Annotated in this window: 15 protein-coding genes and 1 pseudogene; 9 read left to right on the top strand and 7 right to left on the bottom strand. The window is 68.0% G+C overall.

Annotation, left to right across the window (positions count from 1 at the left end; translation table 11 throughout):
- Positions 1-2: 2 nt before the first annotated feature.
- The 4 genes from FB384_RS25390 to FB384_RS25375 form a co-directional block, all read right to left on the bottom strand.
- On the bottom strand, positions 3-1,214 hold the full coding sequence (locus tag FB384_RS25390) for a PrgI family protein (RefSeq protein ID WP_183787375.1): 1,212 nt from the start codon (positions 1,212-1,214) through the stop codon (positions 3-5).
- A 13-nt stretch (positions 1,215-1,227) separates the two neighbouring features.
- Positions 1,228-3,498: a hypothetical protein gene (locus FB384_RS25385; protein ID WP_228726692.1), complete on the bottom strand. Its 2,271-nt coding sequence runs from the start codon at positions 3,496-3,498 to the stop codon at positions 1,228-1,230.
- Between the two features lie 3 nt (positions 3,499-3,501).
- A complete protein-coding gene (locus tag FB384_RS25380; protein ID WP_183787374.1) occupies positions 3,502-3,807 on the bottom strand; it encodes a pilin in 306 nt (101 codons plus the stop codon).
- Positions 3,808-3,893: 86 nt separating this feature from the next.
- Complete coding sequence (locus tag FB384_RS25375) at positions 3,894-4,931, bottom strand: sigma-70 family RNA polymerase sigma factor (protein ID WP_183787373.1); 1,038 nt, start codon at positions 4,929-4,931, stop codon at positions 3,894-3,896.
- An 830-nt stretch (positions 4,932-5,761) separates the two neighbouring features.
- Here FB384_RS25375 and FB384_RS25370 point away from each other — a divergent pair.
- The 3 genes from FB384_RS25370 (at position 5,762) to FB384_RS25360 (ending at position 9,195) form a co-directional block, all read left to right on the top strand.
- Complete coding sequence (locus tag FB384_RS25370; protein ID WP_183787372.1) at positions 5,762-6,535, top strand: hypothetical protein; 774 nt, start codon at positions 5,762-5,764, stop codon at positions 6,533-6,535.
- 71 nt (positions 6,536-6,606) lie between these two features.
- On the top strand, positions 6,607-7,641 hold the full coding sequence (locus FB384_RS25365) for a TRM11 family SAM-dependent methyltransferase (protein WP_183787371.1): 1,035 nt from the start codon (positions 6,607-6,609) through the stop codon (positions 7,639-7,641).
- Positions 7,642-8,076: 435 nt separating this feature from the next.
- Complete coding sequence (locus FB384_RS25360) at positions 8,077-9,195, top strand: tyrosine-type recombinase/integrase (protein ID WP_183787370.1); 1,119 nt, start codon at positions 8,077-8,079, stop codon at positions 9,193-9,195.
- A gap of 227 nt (positions 9,196-9,422) precedes the next feature.
- Here FB384_RS25360 and FB384_RS27580 read toward each other — a convergent pair whose 3' ends face one another.
- Positions 9,423-9,626 (bottom strand): hypothetical protein, encoded by a 204-nt coding sequence (locus tag FB384_RS27580; protein ID WP_407676115.1) that lies wholly within the window; start codon positions 9,624-9,626, stop codon positions 9,423-9,425.
- 1,119 nt (positions 9,627-10,745) lie between these two features.
- On the opposite strand from FB384_RS27580, the gene FB384_RS25350 reads away from it, so the two are divergent.
- Complete coding sequence (locus FB384_RS25350; protein WP_228726691.1) at positions 10,746-10,937, top strand: hypothetical protein; 192 nt, start codon at positions 10,746-10,748, stop codon at positions 10,935-10,937.
- A 251-nt stretch (positions 10,938-11,188) separates the two neighbouring features.
- Here the strand turns inward: FB384_RS25350 and FB384_RS26595 are convergent, their stop codons facing one another.
- Positions 11,189-12,091 (bottom strand): MOSC domain-containing protein, encoded by a 903-nt coding sequence (locus tag FB384_RS26595; RefSeq protein WP_221213669.1) that lies wholly within the window; start codon positions 12,089-12,091, stop codon positions 11,189-11,191.
- Between the two features lie 201 nt (positions 12,092-12,292).
- Positions 12,293-13,463 (bottom strand): annotated as a pseudogene (locus FB384_RS25340) (IS3 family transposase).
- A gap of 527 nt (positions 13,464-13,990) precedes the next feature.
- On the opposite strand from FB384_RS25340, the gene FB384_RS25335 reads away from it, so the two are divergent.
- The 5 genes from FB384_RS25335 to FB384_RS27410 all read left to right on the top strand — a co-directional run.
- Positions 13,991-14,608: a helix-turn-helix domain-containing protein gene (locus FB384_RS25335; RefSeq protein ID WP_221213668.1), complete on the top strand. Its 618-nt coding sequence runs from the start codon at positions 13,991-13,993 to the stop codon at positions 14,606-14,608.
- Complete coding sequence (locus tag FB384_RS25330) at positions 14,601-15,323, top strand: B3/B4 domain-containing protein (protein ID WP_183787369.1); 723 nt, start codon at positions 14,601-14,603, stop codon at positions 15,321-15,323. Before FB384_RS25335 ends, FB384_RS25330 begins: the two co-directional genes overlap by 8 nt.
- Positions 15,317-16,225, top strand: coding sequence for an EamA family transporter (locus FB384_RS25325; protein WP_228726690.1), 909 nt, complete (start codon positions 15,317-15,319; stop codon positions 16,223-16,225). The genes FB384_RS25330 and FB384_RS25325 overlap by 7 nt, the downstream gene beginning before the upstream one ends.
- Positions 16,222-16,461, top strand: coding sequence for a hypothetical protein (locus FB384_RS25320; RefSeq protein ID WP_221213667.1), 240 nt, complete (start codon positions 16,222-16,224; stop codon positions 16,459-16,461). The genes FB384_RS25325 and FB384_RS25320 overlap by 4 nt, the downstream gene beginning before the upstream one ends.
- Positions 16,462-16,586: 125 nt before the next feature.
- Positions 16,587-16,733: PhzF family phenazine biosynthesis protein (locus FB384_RS27410; protein ID WP_183787368.1), on the top strand; the 147-nt coding region annotated here is incomplete at its 3' end.

Raw genomic sequence — 16,733 nt, 5'->3', positions numbered from 1 at the left:
CGTTACCTGCTTTCGATCTCATCGTCGTAGTCCCAGTCCTGGTCCGGCTCCAACCACGGCCCCGTTGCCGTGGACTCCCGCGCCGTCGACGTCGCTGGCGCAGCCGTTCCTGGGCGGGCAGGTGGGTGGTCCGGTTCGTGGTCCGAGCCGGTGTCGTAGAGGTCGGTGACGGTGGTGGTGGCAGTGACGATGTCGTCGGCGGCGGCGAGCTCGGCTGAGGCCGGTAGGAAGGTGTCGGGATTGCAGGCCGCAGCCAGCACTCCGGTCGCGGCCGCCGCGTCCAACGGGCTCACCACGATCCCCGCGGTCGACAACAGGTCGCTGGCTTCGCCCAACCGACGGGCCAGCCGTTGCTCGGCCGCTTGCCGCGCGCCGTCGGCGTTGCCGGACTCCTCATCTCGGTGACGCCGCCGCCATGGCCATCGGCCGGATGCCTCCGAGCCGGGCGCGGTCGGCAGTGGCTCGCGCAGCACGAGCAGTACCTGGCGGCGCAGCAGATCGGTTTGCGTAGTCAGCTCGGCCAGGTAGTCGGCGTGATCGCGGGCGGCGGCTTCCAAGGCCGGGTGCGGAAGCCCACCGGCCCGCGCCCGCAGCTGATCGATCTGCCGGGTGAGGTCGAGCCGTTCTGCCCGCACGAGAATCTGGACCGGGGCCGACAGCGAATGCAGAAACCGCGCGAACGCGGCGACCAACGCATCTTGTTCGCCCGGAGTGCGCAGGCTGAAATTCACCGTGGAACACGCAGCGATGAGCGCGAGTCCGTCACTGCCCAAATCAACGATCCCCGCCTGGCCACCGTGATCAGCGATGCCGGTCGCGGGAAGCTGCACGGGCACCGCAGACACCTCCTCGTCGACCCCGCCGCTGGTGTGCTGCGACGAGGCGTGGGCGGCCAACCACGGCGGGGCGGGCCGTACTCCTTCGGGGGCGGCCACGCGGTGGCGCGGCGATAGGCGCCATCGCAGGGCGGACAGCGCCAGCCGATCGAGGCTCACCCCGTCCCGCCGCCCCATGGCCAGCACCACGACGGCAACCGCGATCGGCACGGCGGCGACGAGGAACACGGCGAGCGGAACCACGGAGCGCACGGCCAGGTAGAGGCCATACATCAGCAGGCCGGCGGTGCCGAGAATCGCTAGTTGTCGGGCCGACAGTGGTCCGAGGACGCGGTCGGGCCGGTCCACATCGGCGGGGACACGCACAGGACTGGTCATGGTGGAAGGCACCTCACTTCGCAGGCTTTCCCCGCCTGCGTCGCGGCAGGTCCAGGGGCAAGGCCAGTTGACGAGCCCGCGGCGCAGGCCGCGGTGTGGACGGCGGCGTCGGCGCCGGGGACTGAGCGTCGGCCCGCGGCGTCGGCTGGCGCCGCACGCCGAGTGGTAACGGGTACTGGCCCGAGGCCAAGGGACGGTTGCCGGTGTAGGCATCGCGCGTCGGGCGGGGCCGACGTGGTCGGGCCGCGCGGTTGATCTGCCCGGACGGTGTGATCAGCCCGGGCCCTCGTTGCCGGATCGGCGGGGTGTCGGCGGGTGCGGCTCTGCGTTCATCGGCCAGGGTGTGGCGCGTCGGTGCGGTCGGGGCCGGCTGGAGGTGGATGGGCAGCATCCCGGTTTGCGGGGCGATCAACGCGCCGGGCAGACGTGCGTGTGGGCGGGCGTTGCGGTTGATCCGCCCGTCCGGGGTCAGCAGGCCCGACTGCGGCACCGGTGGTGGCATGCTCGGGCGCCGTGTGGCGTGCTCGTCGGCCACCGTGCGGCGCGGCGTCGCGTCGGGGGATCGGCGGGTGGTGATCGGCAAACCGCGCTGCTCGGTCGGGAGCGCCCCGGGGAGTTCATCGGGCGGCAACGCCCGCGGATTCGGCCGCACGTCGTGCGTACCCGCGGCGCCGGTCACCGACAGCAGCGACAGCTGGCCCGGCCCCGGCCGCCGATCTCCCGGCTCGCCCGTGGCCGCGGCGGTATCGCCGAGTCGGGGGCTGCGGTGGGAGGAGGGGCGGGTGCGGCGCAGCCGCATCGGCAGCATGAACTGCCCCGAGCGCGTCGCCGCCGGATCACCGCCACCAGAGGCGCGGTCGGTGGTGTGCGCGCGCGGCCCGCGGCGCGACGACCGTTTCCCGCCGAGTATCGATCCGGCGCCGCCGAGCAGCCCCATCGTCTTGTAAGCGATCGCCCCGCGTGCCAACGAGCCGACCATCGACCGTCCGCCGCTGGAGAGGGGACGCAGGCACCAGAACGGGATCTTGATCAGCACCCACATCAGCGCCAGCGACACCAGCAGGTTCACCAGTCCGTCGGCGGTGGGTCCGAACATCGACAGTCCGCCCGGGGTGAAAAACACCCGTAGCGCCACGACCATCGTCAGCGACTGGCCCACCTGGATGGCCAGCACGCCGCCGAACGCTTTCCACCACGCGCGGGCGATACCTTCGGTGTGGGGCAGGGCGTGCCACATCAGCGCGAGCGGTGCCGCGGCGATCAGCAGGATCGTCAGCATCACCCGCACGATGAAGGTGATCAGCAGCACGATGACCATGACCGCCAGGGCCAGGCCGATGAACACGATCCACAGCCCGCCGCCGTTCAGTGCGCCGAGCACCATCGTGGTCAGCGCGGTGCTCGCGGTGTCGGCATTCACCCCTTCGCCGAGCACGGCCTGGGCGAGGGCGTTGGCGATCTGGATCGCCTTGGTCGCCAGAAACAGCGACAGCGTGCCCGCCAGAAACCCCGCCGCGAGGCGAGGTGCGATCTCTTTGATCGAGTAGTGGGTCTGCAGCGACTGATAGCTCATCACCACCATGCCGGCGATGAGCACGAGCCCCACATAGGCCGACAGCAGGATGTGCCACGACTGGGTCCACAGCTGTCCGATACTCGGCAGGTCACTCGGCTCGGGTGTGGTCAGCAGGGTCTGGCCCAGCAAGTCGAGAAGCGGGTTCAGCGCCTCGGTCACCACACCGCGGAACAGGCTGTCGATGCCGTCGGTGACACACGCAACCGGGTCGGTGATCCCGCAGTCGCTGGCCTCCTCGTCGCCGTCCTCGTTCGACTCGGGCGGCCTGTCGGGCTGTCCCGGTTCCACCGGGGCGGGCTGGGGAATGCAATTCGGCCCGGTGCACGGCTCCGGCGTCGTTGAACCGTCCGGGTCGTCGGAACCGGTGGGCCCGTCGCATCCGGGGGCGAGTGAACCGGGAAAACACGACGGCGGCGGAGGTAGTTCCGTGACCGGCGGCAGGTGCGATTCCGGGGGCGGTGCGGTGCTGCTGGGCGCGTCGGGCAGCGTGCACCGTGGATCAGTCGACCCCGGCCGGCAGTCCAGCTCGTCGACCGGCGGTAGCGGGAACGGCGGCTCGGTCTGGGCCGGTGCCGCAACCGGTGTGGCCGGCGGGGCGGGGGTGGCCGCGATCGAGGTCGCCGCCGTCGCGGCGAATGTGGCCAGCAGGGCCGCGGTCGCGGCGAGCGCGCCTGCCCACCGCCGCAACCGGGCGCTCGTGGGAGCCATGGGCTACACACCGCCCACGATGCCAGTCAGGATCTCGACGACCAACGGGGCCAGCGCGGCCAGACCGAACCCGATACCGGCGGCCTTAAACGCCCCCTTGGCCTTCTCGACCTCCCCTGGGTCGCCGGAGGCCATCAGATAGCGCAGACCGCCGATGGTCAGGAACACCACCGCGACCGCCGCCAGGATCCCCATAATCCAGTCGCGGATGTTGCTCAACACCTCATCGACCGTGCGCGCCAACGCGACCACCTGGCCGACGTCGGCCAGGGCCGTTGCTGGCGTGCACACGAACACGGCCAGTGCCACCGCGGCGACTACCCCGCCCGCGCGGACCCGCGAGAAGGCACCAGCAGTGCGGGGACGGCGAGTGCGGCGGTGAGGGCGTGGGGGCGTCAGTCGCATGAGCGGACCTCCCGACGAGTCGGCGCGGCCGGACCGGAACGGGCGGGACGGGCGCGAGAACTGGGTCGTGCGGGAGAAGGAGCCCCGCGTGAGGCAATGCGGGATTTGGCGGCGTTGTGCGACATCGGTTGCCGTGTTTTCTGCCCACGCCCGCGGTCACGTGCCGTCTCGGGTCGCCTGCCGCGGGTGCCTCCGGCGTTCTTGTCGCGGCTCGTCCCCGCGGGCGTGGGATGTGGTTCGTGTGCGTTCGCATCGGTGTCGACCGGCTCGTCGGTCAGGTAGGTACGGAGGCGTGCTTCGGCGCGCTCCCGCGCTTTCGCCGTCGCCTTGTACGAACTGCCGCGCTCGGCGGCCGCCTCGGCCAGTGACGTGTCGCCGAGGCGCGTGACGGAGATCAGATCGGCTTCGGCCGTGGTGATGGCACCAGCGGCGACCGCGCGGGCCAACACCAAGTCGGGATGCCCCTCCGGTTGCGGCGTCGCGGCGGCCTCCGACACCCGTTCCCCGGCCGGTATCGGACTGCCGACGATCTCGTCCCGCGCCGCCAAGCCCGCGCGGTATGCCGCGTAATACAGGCGCGCCAGAATCGCCGGACGCGCCAGGTCGACGGTCGGCAGGGCGGCAAGGAAACCGGTGAAGACCGCGGCGTTGATGTCATGCGTGTCACCGGAAACTCGGCGCGTCACCAACGACGCGGCCCGCAGCACGCTCGGCAGCGCCAGCCCCACACACGCCACAGTCCACGTACCACCTTCGGCCCGCGACCGGGTGATGAGATAGGCCCACGCGCCGTCGCGCGTAACCTGCGGGCAGGTCCGCGCCAACAGTCGCGTGCCCAGCTCATCCAACGGCACCGGACGTGGCGGCAACCCCGGGACGGCGCGTCCGTCCACGCTGACCGGATCCGGGCCGGCAACCAACCAGGCGAACGCCGAACGCGCCATCGCGAACACGTCCGAGTCGGCGACGAAATCCGGCTTGCTACTCACGTCATAGATTCGCGCACGGTCCTTCTTCCCACTGGTCATCACGACCCCCTTGCGAGTGCGGCTGAGCGAATTGCCATCAGCACGCCACACCGAGGGCCTCACACCCGTGTCGTCGCCGCCTCAACACCGCCTCACTAGCGCGACAACACCGCCTCACACCGCCCGACGACCACGGGACAGGCGGACCCCGCCGACCACGTGAATCACACTGCTGACACGCCCCGCATCAACGCTGTGACCTGCTGATTCGCCGTTGGCGACGACGAGCGTGAATGCGGCTGCCGCAGCCACGAAAAGGGCCGGCGCCGTGCTGCCGAAAGCCGGGGAAATCACCTCTTCCAAGGTCTGTGCTGCGGCGCACCCGTGAGCCGAGGTGCAGGCACGTGCAGCAAGCGGGAGGGCAGCGGAACGGTTCGCTCCGCGCGCGGCGCGGAGGGTGCGCGGGACGGCGTCTCGGGCGGGTGTGGACGGCGCGTCATTTCACGCTGAGACGTGTCGCAAATCCGGGTCGTGGTGAGTATTGCCTGACGACAGCGCCCCAGCCGGTTCCGTTATCGCCAGCTCAGTCCGGCCCTCTGGGAGGAGCACTCATGGCCTCATCCTCGTCGTCGCACGCCGATGGTCACCGACGTCGCAACAATGCCCCCACCTCGTCGCGTTCGTCCCGTGTCGAGACCCGCCCGGCATACCCCGGAGCCACCCCGCGTTCCCGCCCAAGCACACCCCGCAGCGCCGCCGGTACGCGCCCGAAAACCCCGGCCGCGTCGCGCCGGAACACCACCGGTGCCCCGGCGACACCGACACCGGCCACCGTGTGGACCTGCGGACCCGAACCCGTCGATGCACGCGCGCCCTGGCCCACACCCATCGTGGAAACCCTCGTTGCCGCGTTCACCGACCCCGGCGCACACGTCACGCTGCTCACCCCGGACCCGGTTGGCACCCGCACCGACGCCCCCTCCGCCGATGTGGGTGAGACCGACGGGCAACCCGAGTGCTCTGTGCTCGACGTGGTGCACGCCCTGAACCGCAGCGCCGACGTCGCGACCCTCATCCCGCATGCGTCCAGCGAGTCGGGCGGCGCCCGTCCGTTCTGGGCGAGCCTGCCCACCAGCCACGCCAACCCCGCCGCAGCGCTGGCCGCCACCGCACCCACCCACGGCCACACAGATTCCGGCTGTACGCGCCGTCCGGCCCGCGCCGACCTCGTCCTCGCCTCGCTGCCCGCCCACGCGACGGACACGCTGCCCCTGGACCGCATCGCCCATGCCGCGGCCACGCAGCTACGCGCCGGAGGAATTTTCGCCGTCTACACCCACAGCGATTCCCACCGCGAACGACTGGTCGATCCGACCGGGGACATCGTGGCGGCCTGTCAACACGCCGACCTGCTCTACCTCCAGCACATCGTCGCCCTCCACACCCCGATCCGCGACGGCCATCTCCACTCCGATCCGAGCCCCGCCCACACCACCGACCACGACCGCGCCCGCCACCACGCCCACGCGCGCGGACTGCCCGCGCCGCACCTGCGCGTCCACAGCGACATCCTCGTGTTCGCGCAACCATCCGAAACAGATGTCACGCCGCCTGACACGGCCGCGACCGATCCCGCCACGCCCACCAGCGGCGACCCCTCGTGAGCCGGACCTGCATCGCCGCCCTGAACGGGCTACTCACCCGCTGACCGGAACCGTGAAAGGTGCCTGCCGCCATGACCCCACAGCCGCCGAACGAACGCGCCCAGCACTGCGACGCGCACACCGACGAGGCGACCATGCCAATCCCACGCACCCTCATCGACACACTCGACGCCAACCCCGCCGACAACGATGCACCCGGCGTAGGTGAGCTGCCCGTGTCCGTGTGGACGACCGCGCAAACCTCGCCAGCGAACCAGCGGAAAGGCCGCTACGTGGCCGGAACCACGGCACACCCTGCCAAGATGCTTCCCGCCGTCGCCGCCCACGCCATCGAGCACTACACCCGTCCGGGCGAGCTCGTGTTCGACCCCATGGCCGGAGCCGGCACCACCCTCGTCGAAGCCCTCCACGCCGGACGGCGCGCCCTAGCCGTCGAATACGAACCCCACTGGGCCGCCATCGCCCAAGCCAACCTCGAACTCGCCCGCGAACGCGGACACAACGCCGACGCCCAGGTGGTACACGGCGACGCCCGGCAACTCCCGCACCTGCTGCCCGCGGAGTATCACGGGCAAGCTGCGCTCGTCGTCACCTCACCGCCCTACGGGCCCTCCACCCACGGCCGCGTCGCCACTGCGAGCACCGACTCGGCCGACGGAAAAGTCCACAAGTACTACCACCGCTACGGCAACACCCTCGACCGTGGAAACCTTGCCAACGTTGGACACCACCGACTCCTGTCCGGCTTCACACGCATCCTGGCCGGAGCTGCGAACATCCTGCGTCCAGGAGGGCACGTCGCCATCACCGTGCGCCCCTGGCGCGAGCATGCCGAACTGATCGACCTGCCATCACAAATCATCGCCTGCGGACACGCCGCCGGACTTGAACCCGTCGAACGGTGCGTCGCGCTCCTTGCCCGCGTCGCCAACGACACGCTCATCGCCCGGGGCAGCTTCTTCCAACGCGACTTCATCCGCAAACAACGCGAACAAGGCCTTCCCCTCCACCTCATCACGCACGAAGACGTCGTCATCCTGCGTCGTTCCCTGACACTCGATGGCGCCGCAGGTCTGGGTGAGGGACGCGAGAGCGGCCGTTCGTGATGACTTCCCGTCGAACCCCACGGCCCGCGCACGGCGACGTTCGCGATGTACGGGCGGTACAACCAGCTGACAGCAGCGTGCAGAACGGCGGCGACGGTGGCTCTGCATCGCGACTGTATACGCCCGCCGAAGCGGCGCATCGCCTAACGGTGAAGGAATCATGGTTGCGTCGGCAGGCCGGCCGACGTGCGGTTCCGTGCACGTTCCTCGGAAAACATCTGCGCTTCTCTGACGCCGACCTGCGCGACATCGTCCGGAACGGACGTCGAACGCCCCGGTGAAGGGCTATCGGGAGCACACGGTGTCCGGGCTGTCGAGGGGGATGTGGCGGGCCGCGGTGGGGCACTTGCTCTCTACGGGATATGGAGCGTCGATGGACGTGGCCCCGTCGCAGCGACGGGCGCTCCAAACATCAGGGTTACGAGGAGGGGCTCGATGGCGTGGATCGAACAGCACGGCGGTGGTTGGCGTGTGCGGTACCAACGTCCCGACGGCAGCATTGGCAGCGAATCCGGGTTCGCCGATCCGGAACGGGCACGCGGCCGCGCTAGCGACATTAAGTACGAGCTGCGAAACCAGCTGTTCCAGGATCCGAAGAAGGGACAGATCACACTCGGGGAGTGGATCGAGATATGGAGCGAGGCGCACGACGTGTCGGCTGGGACATGGGCGAAGTATCGATGCCATCTCGACAATCACATCCTGCCGAAGTTCGGTGATGTCCCGCTGGCCGAGATGAGTCGGATCCGTATCAAGGCGTGGGTGAAGAACCTCAACCGTCACCTCGCCGACGCCACCACCACCGACGTGATGGTCCTGTTGTCGATGATCCTGCGGGAAGCCGTTGATGAGGGACTCATTGCCAACAACCCATGCAGCCGACTCGGAGTGCGCCTGTCGGCTCCAAAACAGCGAGTGGTTGCGGCACCGTGGGAGGTCGACCGGATCAGCCAGCGGTGCGGAACAGACGGACGTGTACTCGTCGTCACGGCCGCGTATACGGGGATGCGGTGGGGTGAACTCGCCGGCCTGCAGTGGCACAACGTCGACCTGAAGGCTGGCACGATCAACATCGACGCCGACAAGGGTGCGCTGCACGAACACGGGGGAGTGCTGGAACTCGGGCCCCCAAAAACCCCGGCTAGCGTCCGTACCATCCATATCCCCACGTCGTTGACTGCGCTTCTGACCGAGCACGCCGGTCGGCAGGTTGGCGACCACGTCTTCACCGGCCGCCACGGCGGCCTCCTGAGGCGCGCGAACTTCGGCAAGCGCTTCTGGAAGCCTGCGGTCGAGGGCGACAAGGAACGTGGCCGGGCGGCGCTGAAACCGGGTTTAACTTTCCACGATCTTCGCCACACGCAGCGCACCTGGCTCATCGAAGACGGCGTGCCGGAAGTCCTGATTCACGACCGCCTCGGCCACCGCCTCCCCGGCGTCCGCGGCATCTACTCCCACGTCACGGAGCCAATGATTGCCGCTATGTGCGCCGGATTGGAACGCCGCTGGAGAAACTCCATCTCAGAGGTGCTACTAGAACCTGTGCCTGATTGACTGGCCTGCAGTAGGATTGCGTCGAGTGTTGGGGAGCGGTGGCCTTGACCGGCTTCAGCGCGGACGCGTACGAGGCTTGTGGACGGAAGACTGGTGCTGCGCTTCCAACAGTGGTTCGTCCTTGTCCACAGTGAAGCCGCCCTGCTTGAGCCGGTGGTGAACAGGACCTCGGTCACGCTCTCGCCGAGCGCGGGCATTTCGACGCGAGAGGTCATGGCCAGCTTTCCTTACTGTACTTCCAGGCATTTTCGGTCGGACAGGTCGACCGCCGCGTGGACTATGCTCTCGGCGTCGAGCCCATGGTAGCGATAGACGTCCTCAAGCGAGCCTGACTGGCCAAAGAGGGTTACCCCCAGCGCGGTCGTGGCGACGCGATTGACGGTGGCCAGGAACGTCAGCGTGTCCGGGTGGCCGTCGAGGACGGTGACCATGGGTGTAGCGCGGTCCCAGGGGAGCACCTGGTCCAGAATCCATGACTCAGCCTCTTCGTGCCTTGCCGGGCCCGTACTGCCCGGTACAGTAGATCCGGGCTGGTTACGCACACGACGTCAGTACCGACACCGAGCTGTTCGAGCCGTTCCGCCGCAAGCCGGACTGCCGGCACTACGGCCCCCTGAACCGTCACGGGTTGGGGGCCGCTTCCTGTCTTGAGGGAAGATGGTCGTCATCATGTCGAAGCGTTACCCGCGTGAGGTTCGTGAGAAGGCTGTTCGTCTGGTCTTGGAGCGGCTGGATGAGTTCGAGTCGCCGTATGCCGCAGCGCGGGCGATCGCCCCGTTGGTCGATGTGCATCACGAGTCTCTGCGGGTGTGGGTGAAGAAGGCGCTGGAGGAGGGCTCTCAAGGGCTCTCGACTCGAGTGCTAGTGCTAAGGGTCGCTTGTCGTGGCCCCACAGTGCACCGCGATGGTCGCGCTGGGCAGCGGCCGCAGTTGCAGCGCAGTGAACACCACGGTGAGGTGGGCACCGATCCCGTCGGGGTGAGGTGGAAGATCGATGGTGCCCGCAGGTCGGTCTTGGACATCCGGAAGGACTGCCCGACGTGCCACAGGTCGTGGTACTTCGAGTCACCTCGCCGGCGGACATGAGGGGCGACCGGAATGTTGGCGACATAGTCCTTCAGCCGGACCAGACGATGCTCCCGCGCCAGGGAAGCCTCGTCCGGGCTCGTGGGTCGGAGGCTGCTCGCGCGATTTCGACATAGGACGGCAGGTACGGGTAGGAGGTTTCGGCGATCGGATCATGCCCGCAGACCTGGACCTCACGGTGCCTCGGGAAGACGGACGACGACCCTTCCGCATCCGCATCCGCATCCGCATCCGCACCGATAGCGATGAGTCCGCGTGGGCAGGGCTCGACCGCACCACCGGCTCGTTCAGGTCAATGGCCCTGGCGTTCATGTGCTGTGACCGCCAGACCGAACTGCGGTGCTGCGAGGTGCCGATGTGCCGTAACCACCTACCCATGCCTATCGCAGTGCAGATGCCGGCTACACCACCGAGTAGGTTGAACTAGCACTCATTGAGCACTAGTACTGCAGCATTCGCTGCAGATGGTCGAGGACGACATTCCCGAGACGAGCCACGACTTCAGCGTCGACGTGATCGTCACGACCGACGAGGTCATCACTTGCGCACCGCCGCGCCGCCCCAGCGGACTCGACTGGGACGATCTGAGCGCAGACCAGATCGCGGCAATGCCAGTCCTCCAGTCATTGCAGAACAGCCGCCGACGAACGCCATGATCGACGAGCATGAATCAGTGTCGTTGCGTGCGCATCTTGGTGGCAGTGTCGCCGGCTCCGATGAGGTCGTCCTGATCATCAGCTCCTTGTGGGCCCATCACCTGTACCTCGCCCGCGACCCGGCGGTGTGGTGGAAGCCGCGAAATCGACGTGCTGCGCTGCGGCCCTTGCGCGACCCAACAAGCATGACGACGTGCGATGCCGGTTGGTGCGGAAGGGGTCCGCTTGCGGATGCTGTGCTGGGCCCGTAGTTAGTCGATGGTCTCGATATCACTGTCGGTGGTGATCTTGCCGTCGGTGAGGACGTCGGCGCGGAGGCCGCCTCGGTGGATCAGCCCGCGCAGCGCGCCAGCGGAGGTGAGGTGTTCGAGGTGTGCGCACGGTTCGCAGAGGCGTTGGCCCAGGCACTCGACCTTGCCGACGCGGAAGCGTCGGCCTACGAGGGCGTTGAGCTCCAACCCGCGCGTGACGATATTGCGGCGTGCCTCGGCGTAGCCGAGCGTGCCGCCGTCGGACAGCCGTAGCTCGTCGAGGACTTCGGCCTCGACGAGGGTGAGGTCGTATCCGCGCACGGTGTCGTCGGCCGGGGTGAAGGTGCCGGCCTTGGCGGCATAGCGGTCACCGTCCAGTCCGCGCCCGGCACAGGCGAGCGCCTGGCTGACGAGGCGCATCGGCTCGGTCGCTTCCGCAGTCACTGCGATCGCTTCGACTGTTCCGGAGAGCCGGGCAGACGAGGCAGCACTCGGTACGGGCACGGACGGGTCGAGTCCCGAGATGACGTAGCCTTCGCGAACTGGCAGTGTGCTCGCTGCCGCCCCCACCAGGTCACCGTCCTGGGGGCTGAGGACGACCCCAGAAGGCGTGCCGAACATCAATACCGCGATCCCGTCCCGCTCGTGGCGTTTGCCAACCTTGCCGTCGAGGATGGCCAGCCAGTAGCCGGGCCAGTTAAACCGCGCGGGGTTGGCGATCGGGACGAGTCCGGCGCCCCGGCCGGCCAGCCAGCTTCGCCAGTGAGCGAGCGTGCCCTGTAAGTCAGCAGGAGGCTGCGGAACTTCGGAGGGGGACGTTTCGATCACCGACGCGAGGCAGGCCGCGAACGACCGAACTATCGGGGGGATCGTCTCTGTATTGGGCAGGTCAACGTCGAACACGGTAGAAATCCTCCTACGTCCTTCACCCGGCGCGGGCCAGGTCCAGGTGGGCGGCCGGGAGTGCGACCCCGGGCGGTGAGTGCGCCGCCGCGCGTGTGCTCCGGTGCGGCGATACTTGGGGCGGGAACTCGGCAGCGCCGCCGCTCCACCCTGGGGTGTCGGTGGGTTAGTGGGGTTGCTGAACGGTTCTGTGACAGTGGTTTAGGCCGCAGTTGTGGCGGCCTGGCTCATGATGGTTTCGTACTCGATGGGGGTCAAACGGCCGAGTCGGGTTGGTGGCGTCTGCGGTGGTAGGTGGGTTCGATCCAGGTCACGATCGCGATCCGTAGTTCTTCCCGGGTGTCCCACCGGCGACGATCGAGAACATTGCGTTGTAGAAGACTGAGGAAGCTCTCCATTGCGGCGTTGTCACCGGCAGCGCCGACGTGGCCCATGGATCCACGCATGTGGTGCCGCCACAACGCTTGTTGCAGCTTCCTACTGCGAAATTGGCCTCCACGATCGCTGTGCAACGTGCAGCTGGCGACGCTGCCGCCGCGACGGACGACGGCTGATTCCAGCGCGTCGAGGGCGAGCTGGGAGGTCATGCGGTCGGCGATGGAGTAGCCCACGATCCGGCCCGACCACACGTCCTTGACAGCGCAGATGTAGAGCTTGCCCTCGCTGGTGGGAGATGTCGGTCAGCCACAGCTGGTTCGGATCATCAGCGATGAACTCACGGCACACCAGGTCCTCGTGCGCCGGAGTGCCAGGCCGGGCCTTGCGGGAACGGCGTTTCTTGCCGAACACGCACCACCACTCGTTGCTCGAGCAGAGCTTCCACACCGTGCATTCCGACACATTGTGCCCGGTGGCGGTGATCTCATCGTGCAACAGGCGGTAGCCGAACTCAGGATCGTCACTGTGGGCGTCGAACAGCGCGTTCGCCACGTAGGCTTCGTCGTGCTCGGCATCGGTGACCGGCTGGGCGAGCCAGGCGTAGTAGTGCTGGCGATGGAGCTTCCATACCCGGAACGACACCGCCACCGGCACCCGGATCGGGGCGCCAGCGGCGGCCAGCTCCGTCACGAGCGGGTAGAGCCTTTCCCGGCAGGTTGCCCTGCGACAAATACGCCGCCGCCCGGCGCAAGACCTCGTTCTCCTGCTCCAACTGCCGATTACGGCGCTTGAGCTCGCGCAGCTCAGCCGCCGCATCCGAGGTGATACCGGGTTTGACCCCATCCTCGGTATCGGCCTGACGCAGCCACTTCTGCAACGTCATCGGGTGAGCACCGAAGTCACTGGCAACCTGCTCGATCGTCACACCCGACTCACGGTTACGCGCGACCCGGACGACGTCCTCCCGGAACTCACGGGGGTACGGCTTGGGCACAACAACATCCTTCCACGCCTGCACATCAGCAAGCGATCTCATATGTCACAGATTCCTCCAGCGGCCCCTCCGCGTGTTGATGGGAACTGTCTTCCAGGTGCCTTGGGCCCGAATAGATCCGTGGCCGAGCGGCGTCGATCAGCTCAAGGCGACTGGCTACGTCATTGCAGGCATGACGCTTGGGGATGATGCGATCTCGCTGGACGAGCTGGTCGCCGAGGGCCACTAGAGGTTTGCCTTGGTGTTCGGGTCTGTGGGGCACGGGCTGGCCCCCGGCGACTGAACGGATACTCGATCGGAGGGTGACGACCCCGATGATGGGCGGCGTCGACTCCCTCAACGTCGCTGCCTCGTCAGTTGTCGCGTACTACGCGACGCGGTGACAGAGACGAAGCCGTGGTGGATCAGTCGAGTCTCGATGCTCTGTACATGGCTGACTTCGTTGAAAAGGCATCCCGATGCCCGCGAGCACGGCGGTGGGGGTGACACCCGTGCCCCACGGCAGGAAGCTGCGCATACAGTGCACTATGATGCATTACATGGATGAAGGTGCAGAGTCGCTGGCGCGCGCGATCGGTGCGCGGGTGAGGCAGGAGCGGAATGCGCGCGGCTGGACGCTCGACCAGCTCGCCAAGAGCGCCGGGGTGAGTCGGCGCATGGTCGTCAACGTGGAGCAGGGCTTGGTCAACCCGAGCGTCGGCAGCCTTCTGCGGCTCTCCGATGCGCTCGGGGTTGGCTTGCCTTCTCTCGTGGAACCTCCCGTCTCGAAGGTCGCGAAGGTGACTCGGAGCGAGGACGGCGCGGTGCTCTGGACGGGCGCTGCCGGTGGCCGCGGTGTGTTGGTTGCCGGTACGGAGCCGCCGGACGTGGTCGAGCTGTGGGATTGGACGCTTGCGCCGAGCGAGCACCACGTGAGCGAGGCTCATGCAGCCGGCACGCGTGAGCTGCTCCAGGTCCAGCGGGGCACCGTCACGGTCGAAGTCGACGGACACGTCCACGTGCTCGAAGCCGGAGATGCCCTGACATTCTTCGGCGACGCCGAGCACTCGTATTCCAACCCGAGCCATGCGCCCGCCCGCTTCTCGCTCGCGGTGTACGAGCCCGGGGTGGGGCACGCTCACAGGACGCAGGCTCCCGATGCCTGAATTCCAGTCCCCAGAGGCGTTCCTCGCCGCGTGCACTGTAGATCCTGCCGTGTTCGAGCTGCGGCCGGACTACTGCACTCTTCTGCTCGTCGTCGACGGGCTTGACCCGGAGGTCGCGGCCTCGTCGGCTGATGAGCTGATCGACCGGGCTGAGGCCCATGCCCGGGCGCTGCTCGCCGCGTCGCCCGTGGAGGACCTGCCGCACATTGCAGCCTGGCGGGAGGCGTACCGGACATTCGGCGCGAAGCCCCAACGTACCCGCAACAGCTTGGAAGCTCTCACCCGCCGCGCGGAGAAAGGTCTTCCTCGGGTGAACGCCCTCGCTGACGTCTACAACGCAGTCTCGGTGCTGCATCAGGTCCCGTTCGGCGGCGAGGACTTCCACAGGTACGAAGGCCCCGCCCGATTGGTGCGCGCCGTTGGCGAGGAAGCCTTTGACACGGTCGCCGGAGGCGAGAGCGTGATCGAGCACCCTGAGGTCGGCGAGGTCGTCTGGCGCGACGACGTCGCGGTGACGTGCAGACGGTGGAACTGGCGGCAGGGCCGCCGCACCGCGCTCGCTGACGACACGGTGGCGGCGTTCTTCATCCTCGACGCCCTCGCCCCAATCACCCACTTGGAGCTCACCGCGGCCGCCGACGCTCTGACCCAGGCGCTCTCCGCCCTCGGTTCCGACGTCCGTGTATCGCGGCGGTCGGTGAGTGCGCCATGGTAGGCAGGCCCAGCAGCCGGGGGATCCCGCCCTGGTCGATGGCGGTGGCGGCGATGCTCGCGGTGCAGCTCTCGAACTCCCTCTCGGTCCGGGTGATCGAGCAAGTCGGGGCCGGTGGCACGGCCTGGCTGCGAATGTGCTTCGGGGTGGCCTTCCTCTGGATCATCGCCCGTCCGGCCGTCCGTTCTCTTCGTCGCAAGGATCTACCGGCTCTGCTCGCGCTCGGCGTGGTCACGGGGTTCATGACGACCTTCTTCCTCGCCGGCGTCGAGCGGATCCCGCTGGGCACTGCGGTCGCGATCGAGTTCCTCGGCCCGCTGACCGTGGCGGGTCTGATGAGCAAGCAGCGCAAGGTGCTCATCTGGCCGCTGCTCGCCTTCGTCGGGGTCGTGCTGCTCACCGAGCCCTGGCACGGAAACATCGATCTCGCTGGCGTCGGATTCGCTCTGGCCGCGGGTGCGTGCTGGGGACTGTACAACGTGTTCACGCAACATGTCGGCGACCGATTCTCCGGCATCAGCGGACTCTCGCTCACGATCCCGATCGCGGCGTTGGCCACACTGCCGGTCGGGCTGCCGCAGGTCATCGGCGGTGATCTCACATGGTGGGTGCTGCCCGCGGCCGCCGGGATCGCGCTGATCACCCCGGTGATCGCATTCGGGCTCGAGATGCTCGCCCTGCGCCGCATGACCCACGCCGCGTTCGGCACGCTGCTGTCCGTCGAGCCCGCCTTCGGCATCCTCATCGGACTGCTGGTGCTCGCTCAGACGCCCACGTTAATGCAAATGCTCGGCATCGCCATCGTGATCGTCGCCGGAGGTGCAGCACAGCGCGGCGGTGTTCGAACGGCCGACCCCGTCACCACCACCGACCTGCCCGCCACGGCGACGAAGGAGACCCCATGACGGCAGCACCGAGACACTCCTCGACGTTCATCTTCGAAGTCGGTGCGCTCGACGACGACTTCCACCGCATCAACGACGGTGTCGCCCAACGCACACGCCAGATACCCGGGTTCTTCGGGGAAGAGGCATGGCACAACGAAGACACCGGCCTGCACGCTGAGGTGTACTACTGGACCGACATGGACGCTCTCCGGCAGCTCGTTGGCATGGCCCCCCGGCTCGCGAAGCCGCGGTAGGACGAACGGCTCGGTACATACCGGGTCGTGATCTCCGAGGTGCAGTCCGTCTACGGAGACCCGGCGCTCGGCCTGGAGCACACTCCCGACGATGCGGCGCGCGAGCAAGAGAGGGGATTCGGGACATGAGGCGCAGATTCAGCCAGGTCGATGTGTTTGGTGAGGGGCCCTGTACAGGGAATTCGGTCGCAGTGCTCCTCGGCGCCGAGGGGCTCGAGGAGGAGACGATGCGGCAGTTCTCGGTCTGGTCGAACCTGTCTGAGTGCACCTTC

This window comes from Prauserella sediminis, assembly GCF_014195435.1.
Classification (GTDB): Bacteria; Actinomycetota; Actinomycetes; order Mycobacteriales; family Pseudonocardiaceae; genus Prauserella; species Prauserella salsuginis.
The sequence above is the reverse complement of the archived record's forward strand: the minus strand, read 5'-3'. Positions and strand labels throughout refer to the sequence as shown.

What these genes read in the sequence shown, in the direction of transcription:
- FB384_RS25365 (WP_183787371.1), top strand. Translation starts at nt 6,607, where the DNA reads ATGACCCCACAGCCGCCGAACGAACGCGCCCAGCACTGCGACGCGCAC.
- FB384_RS25385 (WP_228726692.1), bottom strand. Translation starts at nt 3,498, where the DNA reads ATGGCTCCCACGAGCGCCCGGTTGCGGCGGTGGGCAGGCGCGCTCGCC.
- FB384_RS25390 (WP_183787375.1), bottom strand. Translation starts at nt 1,214, where the DNA reads ATGACCAGTCCTGTGCGTGTCCCCGCCGATGTGGACCGGCCCGACCGC.
- FB384_RS25325 (WP_228726690.1), top strand. Translation starts at nt 15,317, where the DNA reads ATGGTAGGCAGGCCCAGCAGCCGGGGGATCCCGCCCTGGTCGATGGCG.
- FB384_RS27580 (WP_407676115.1), bottom strand. Translation starts at nt 9,626, where the DNA reads ATGGTCACCGTCCTCGACGGCCACCCGGACACGCTGACGTTCCTGGCC.
- FB384_RS25375 (WP_183787373.1), bottom strand. Translation starts at nt 4,931, where the DNA reads ATGACCAGTGGGAAGAAGGACCGTGCGCGAATCTATGACGTGAGTAGC.
- FB384_RS25360 (WP_183787370.1), top strand. Translation starts at nt 8,077, where the DNA reads ATGGCGTGGATCGAACAGCACGGCGGTGGTTGGCGTGTGCGGTACCAA.
- FB384_RS25350 (WP_228726691.1), top strand. Translation starts at nt 10,746, where the DNA reads ATGGTCGAGGACGACATTCCCGAGACGAGCCACGACTTCAGCGTCGAC.
- FB384_RS25330 (WP_183787369.1), top strand. Translation starts at nt 14,601, where the DNA reads ATGCCTGAATTCCAGTCCCCAGAGGCGTTCCTCGCCGCGTGCACTGTA.
- FB384_RS25320 (WP_221213667.1), top strand. Translation starts at nt 16,222, where the DNA reads ATGACGGCAGCACCGAGACACTCCTCGACGTTCATCTTCGAAGTCGGT.
- FB384_RS25335 (WP_221213668.1), top strand. Translation starts at nt 13,991, where the DNA reads ATGATGCATTACATGGATGAAGGTGCAGAGTCGCTGGCGCGCGCGATC.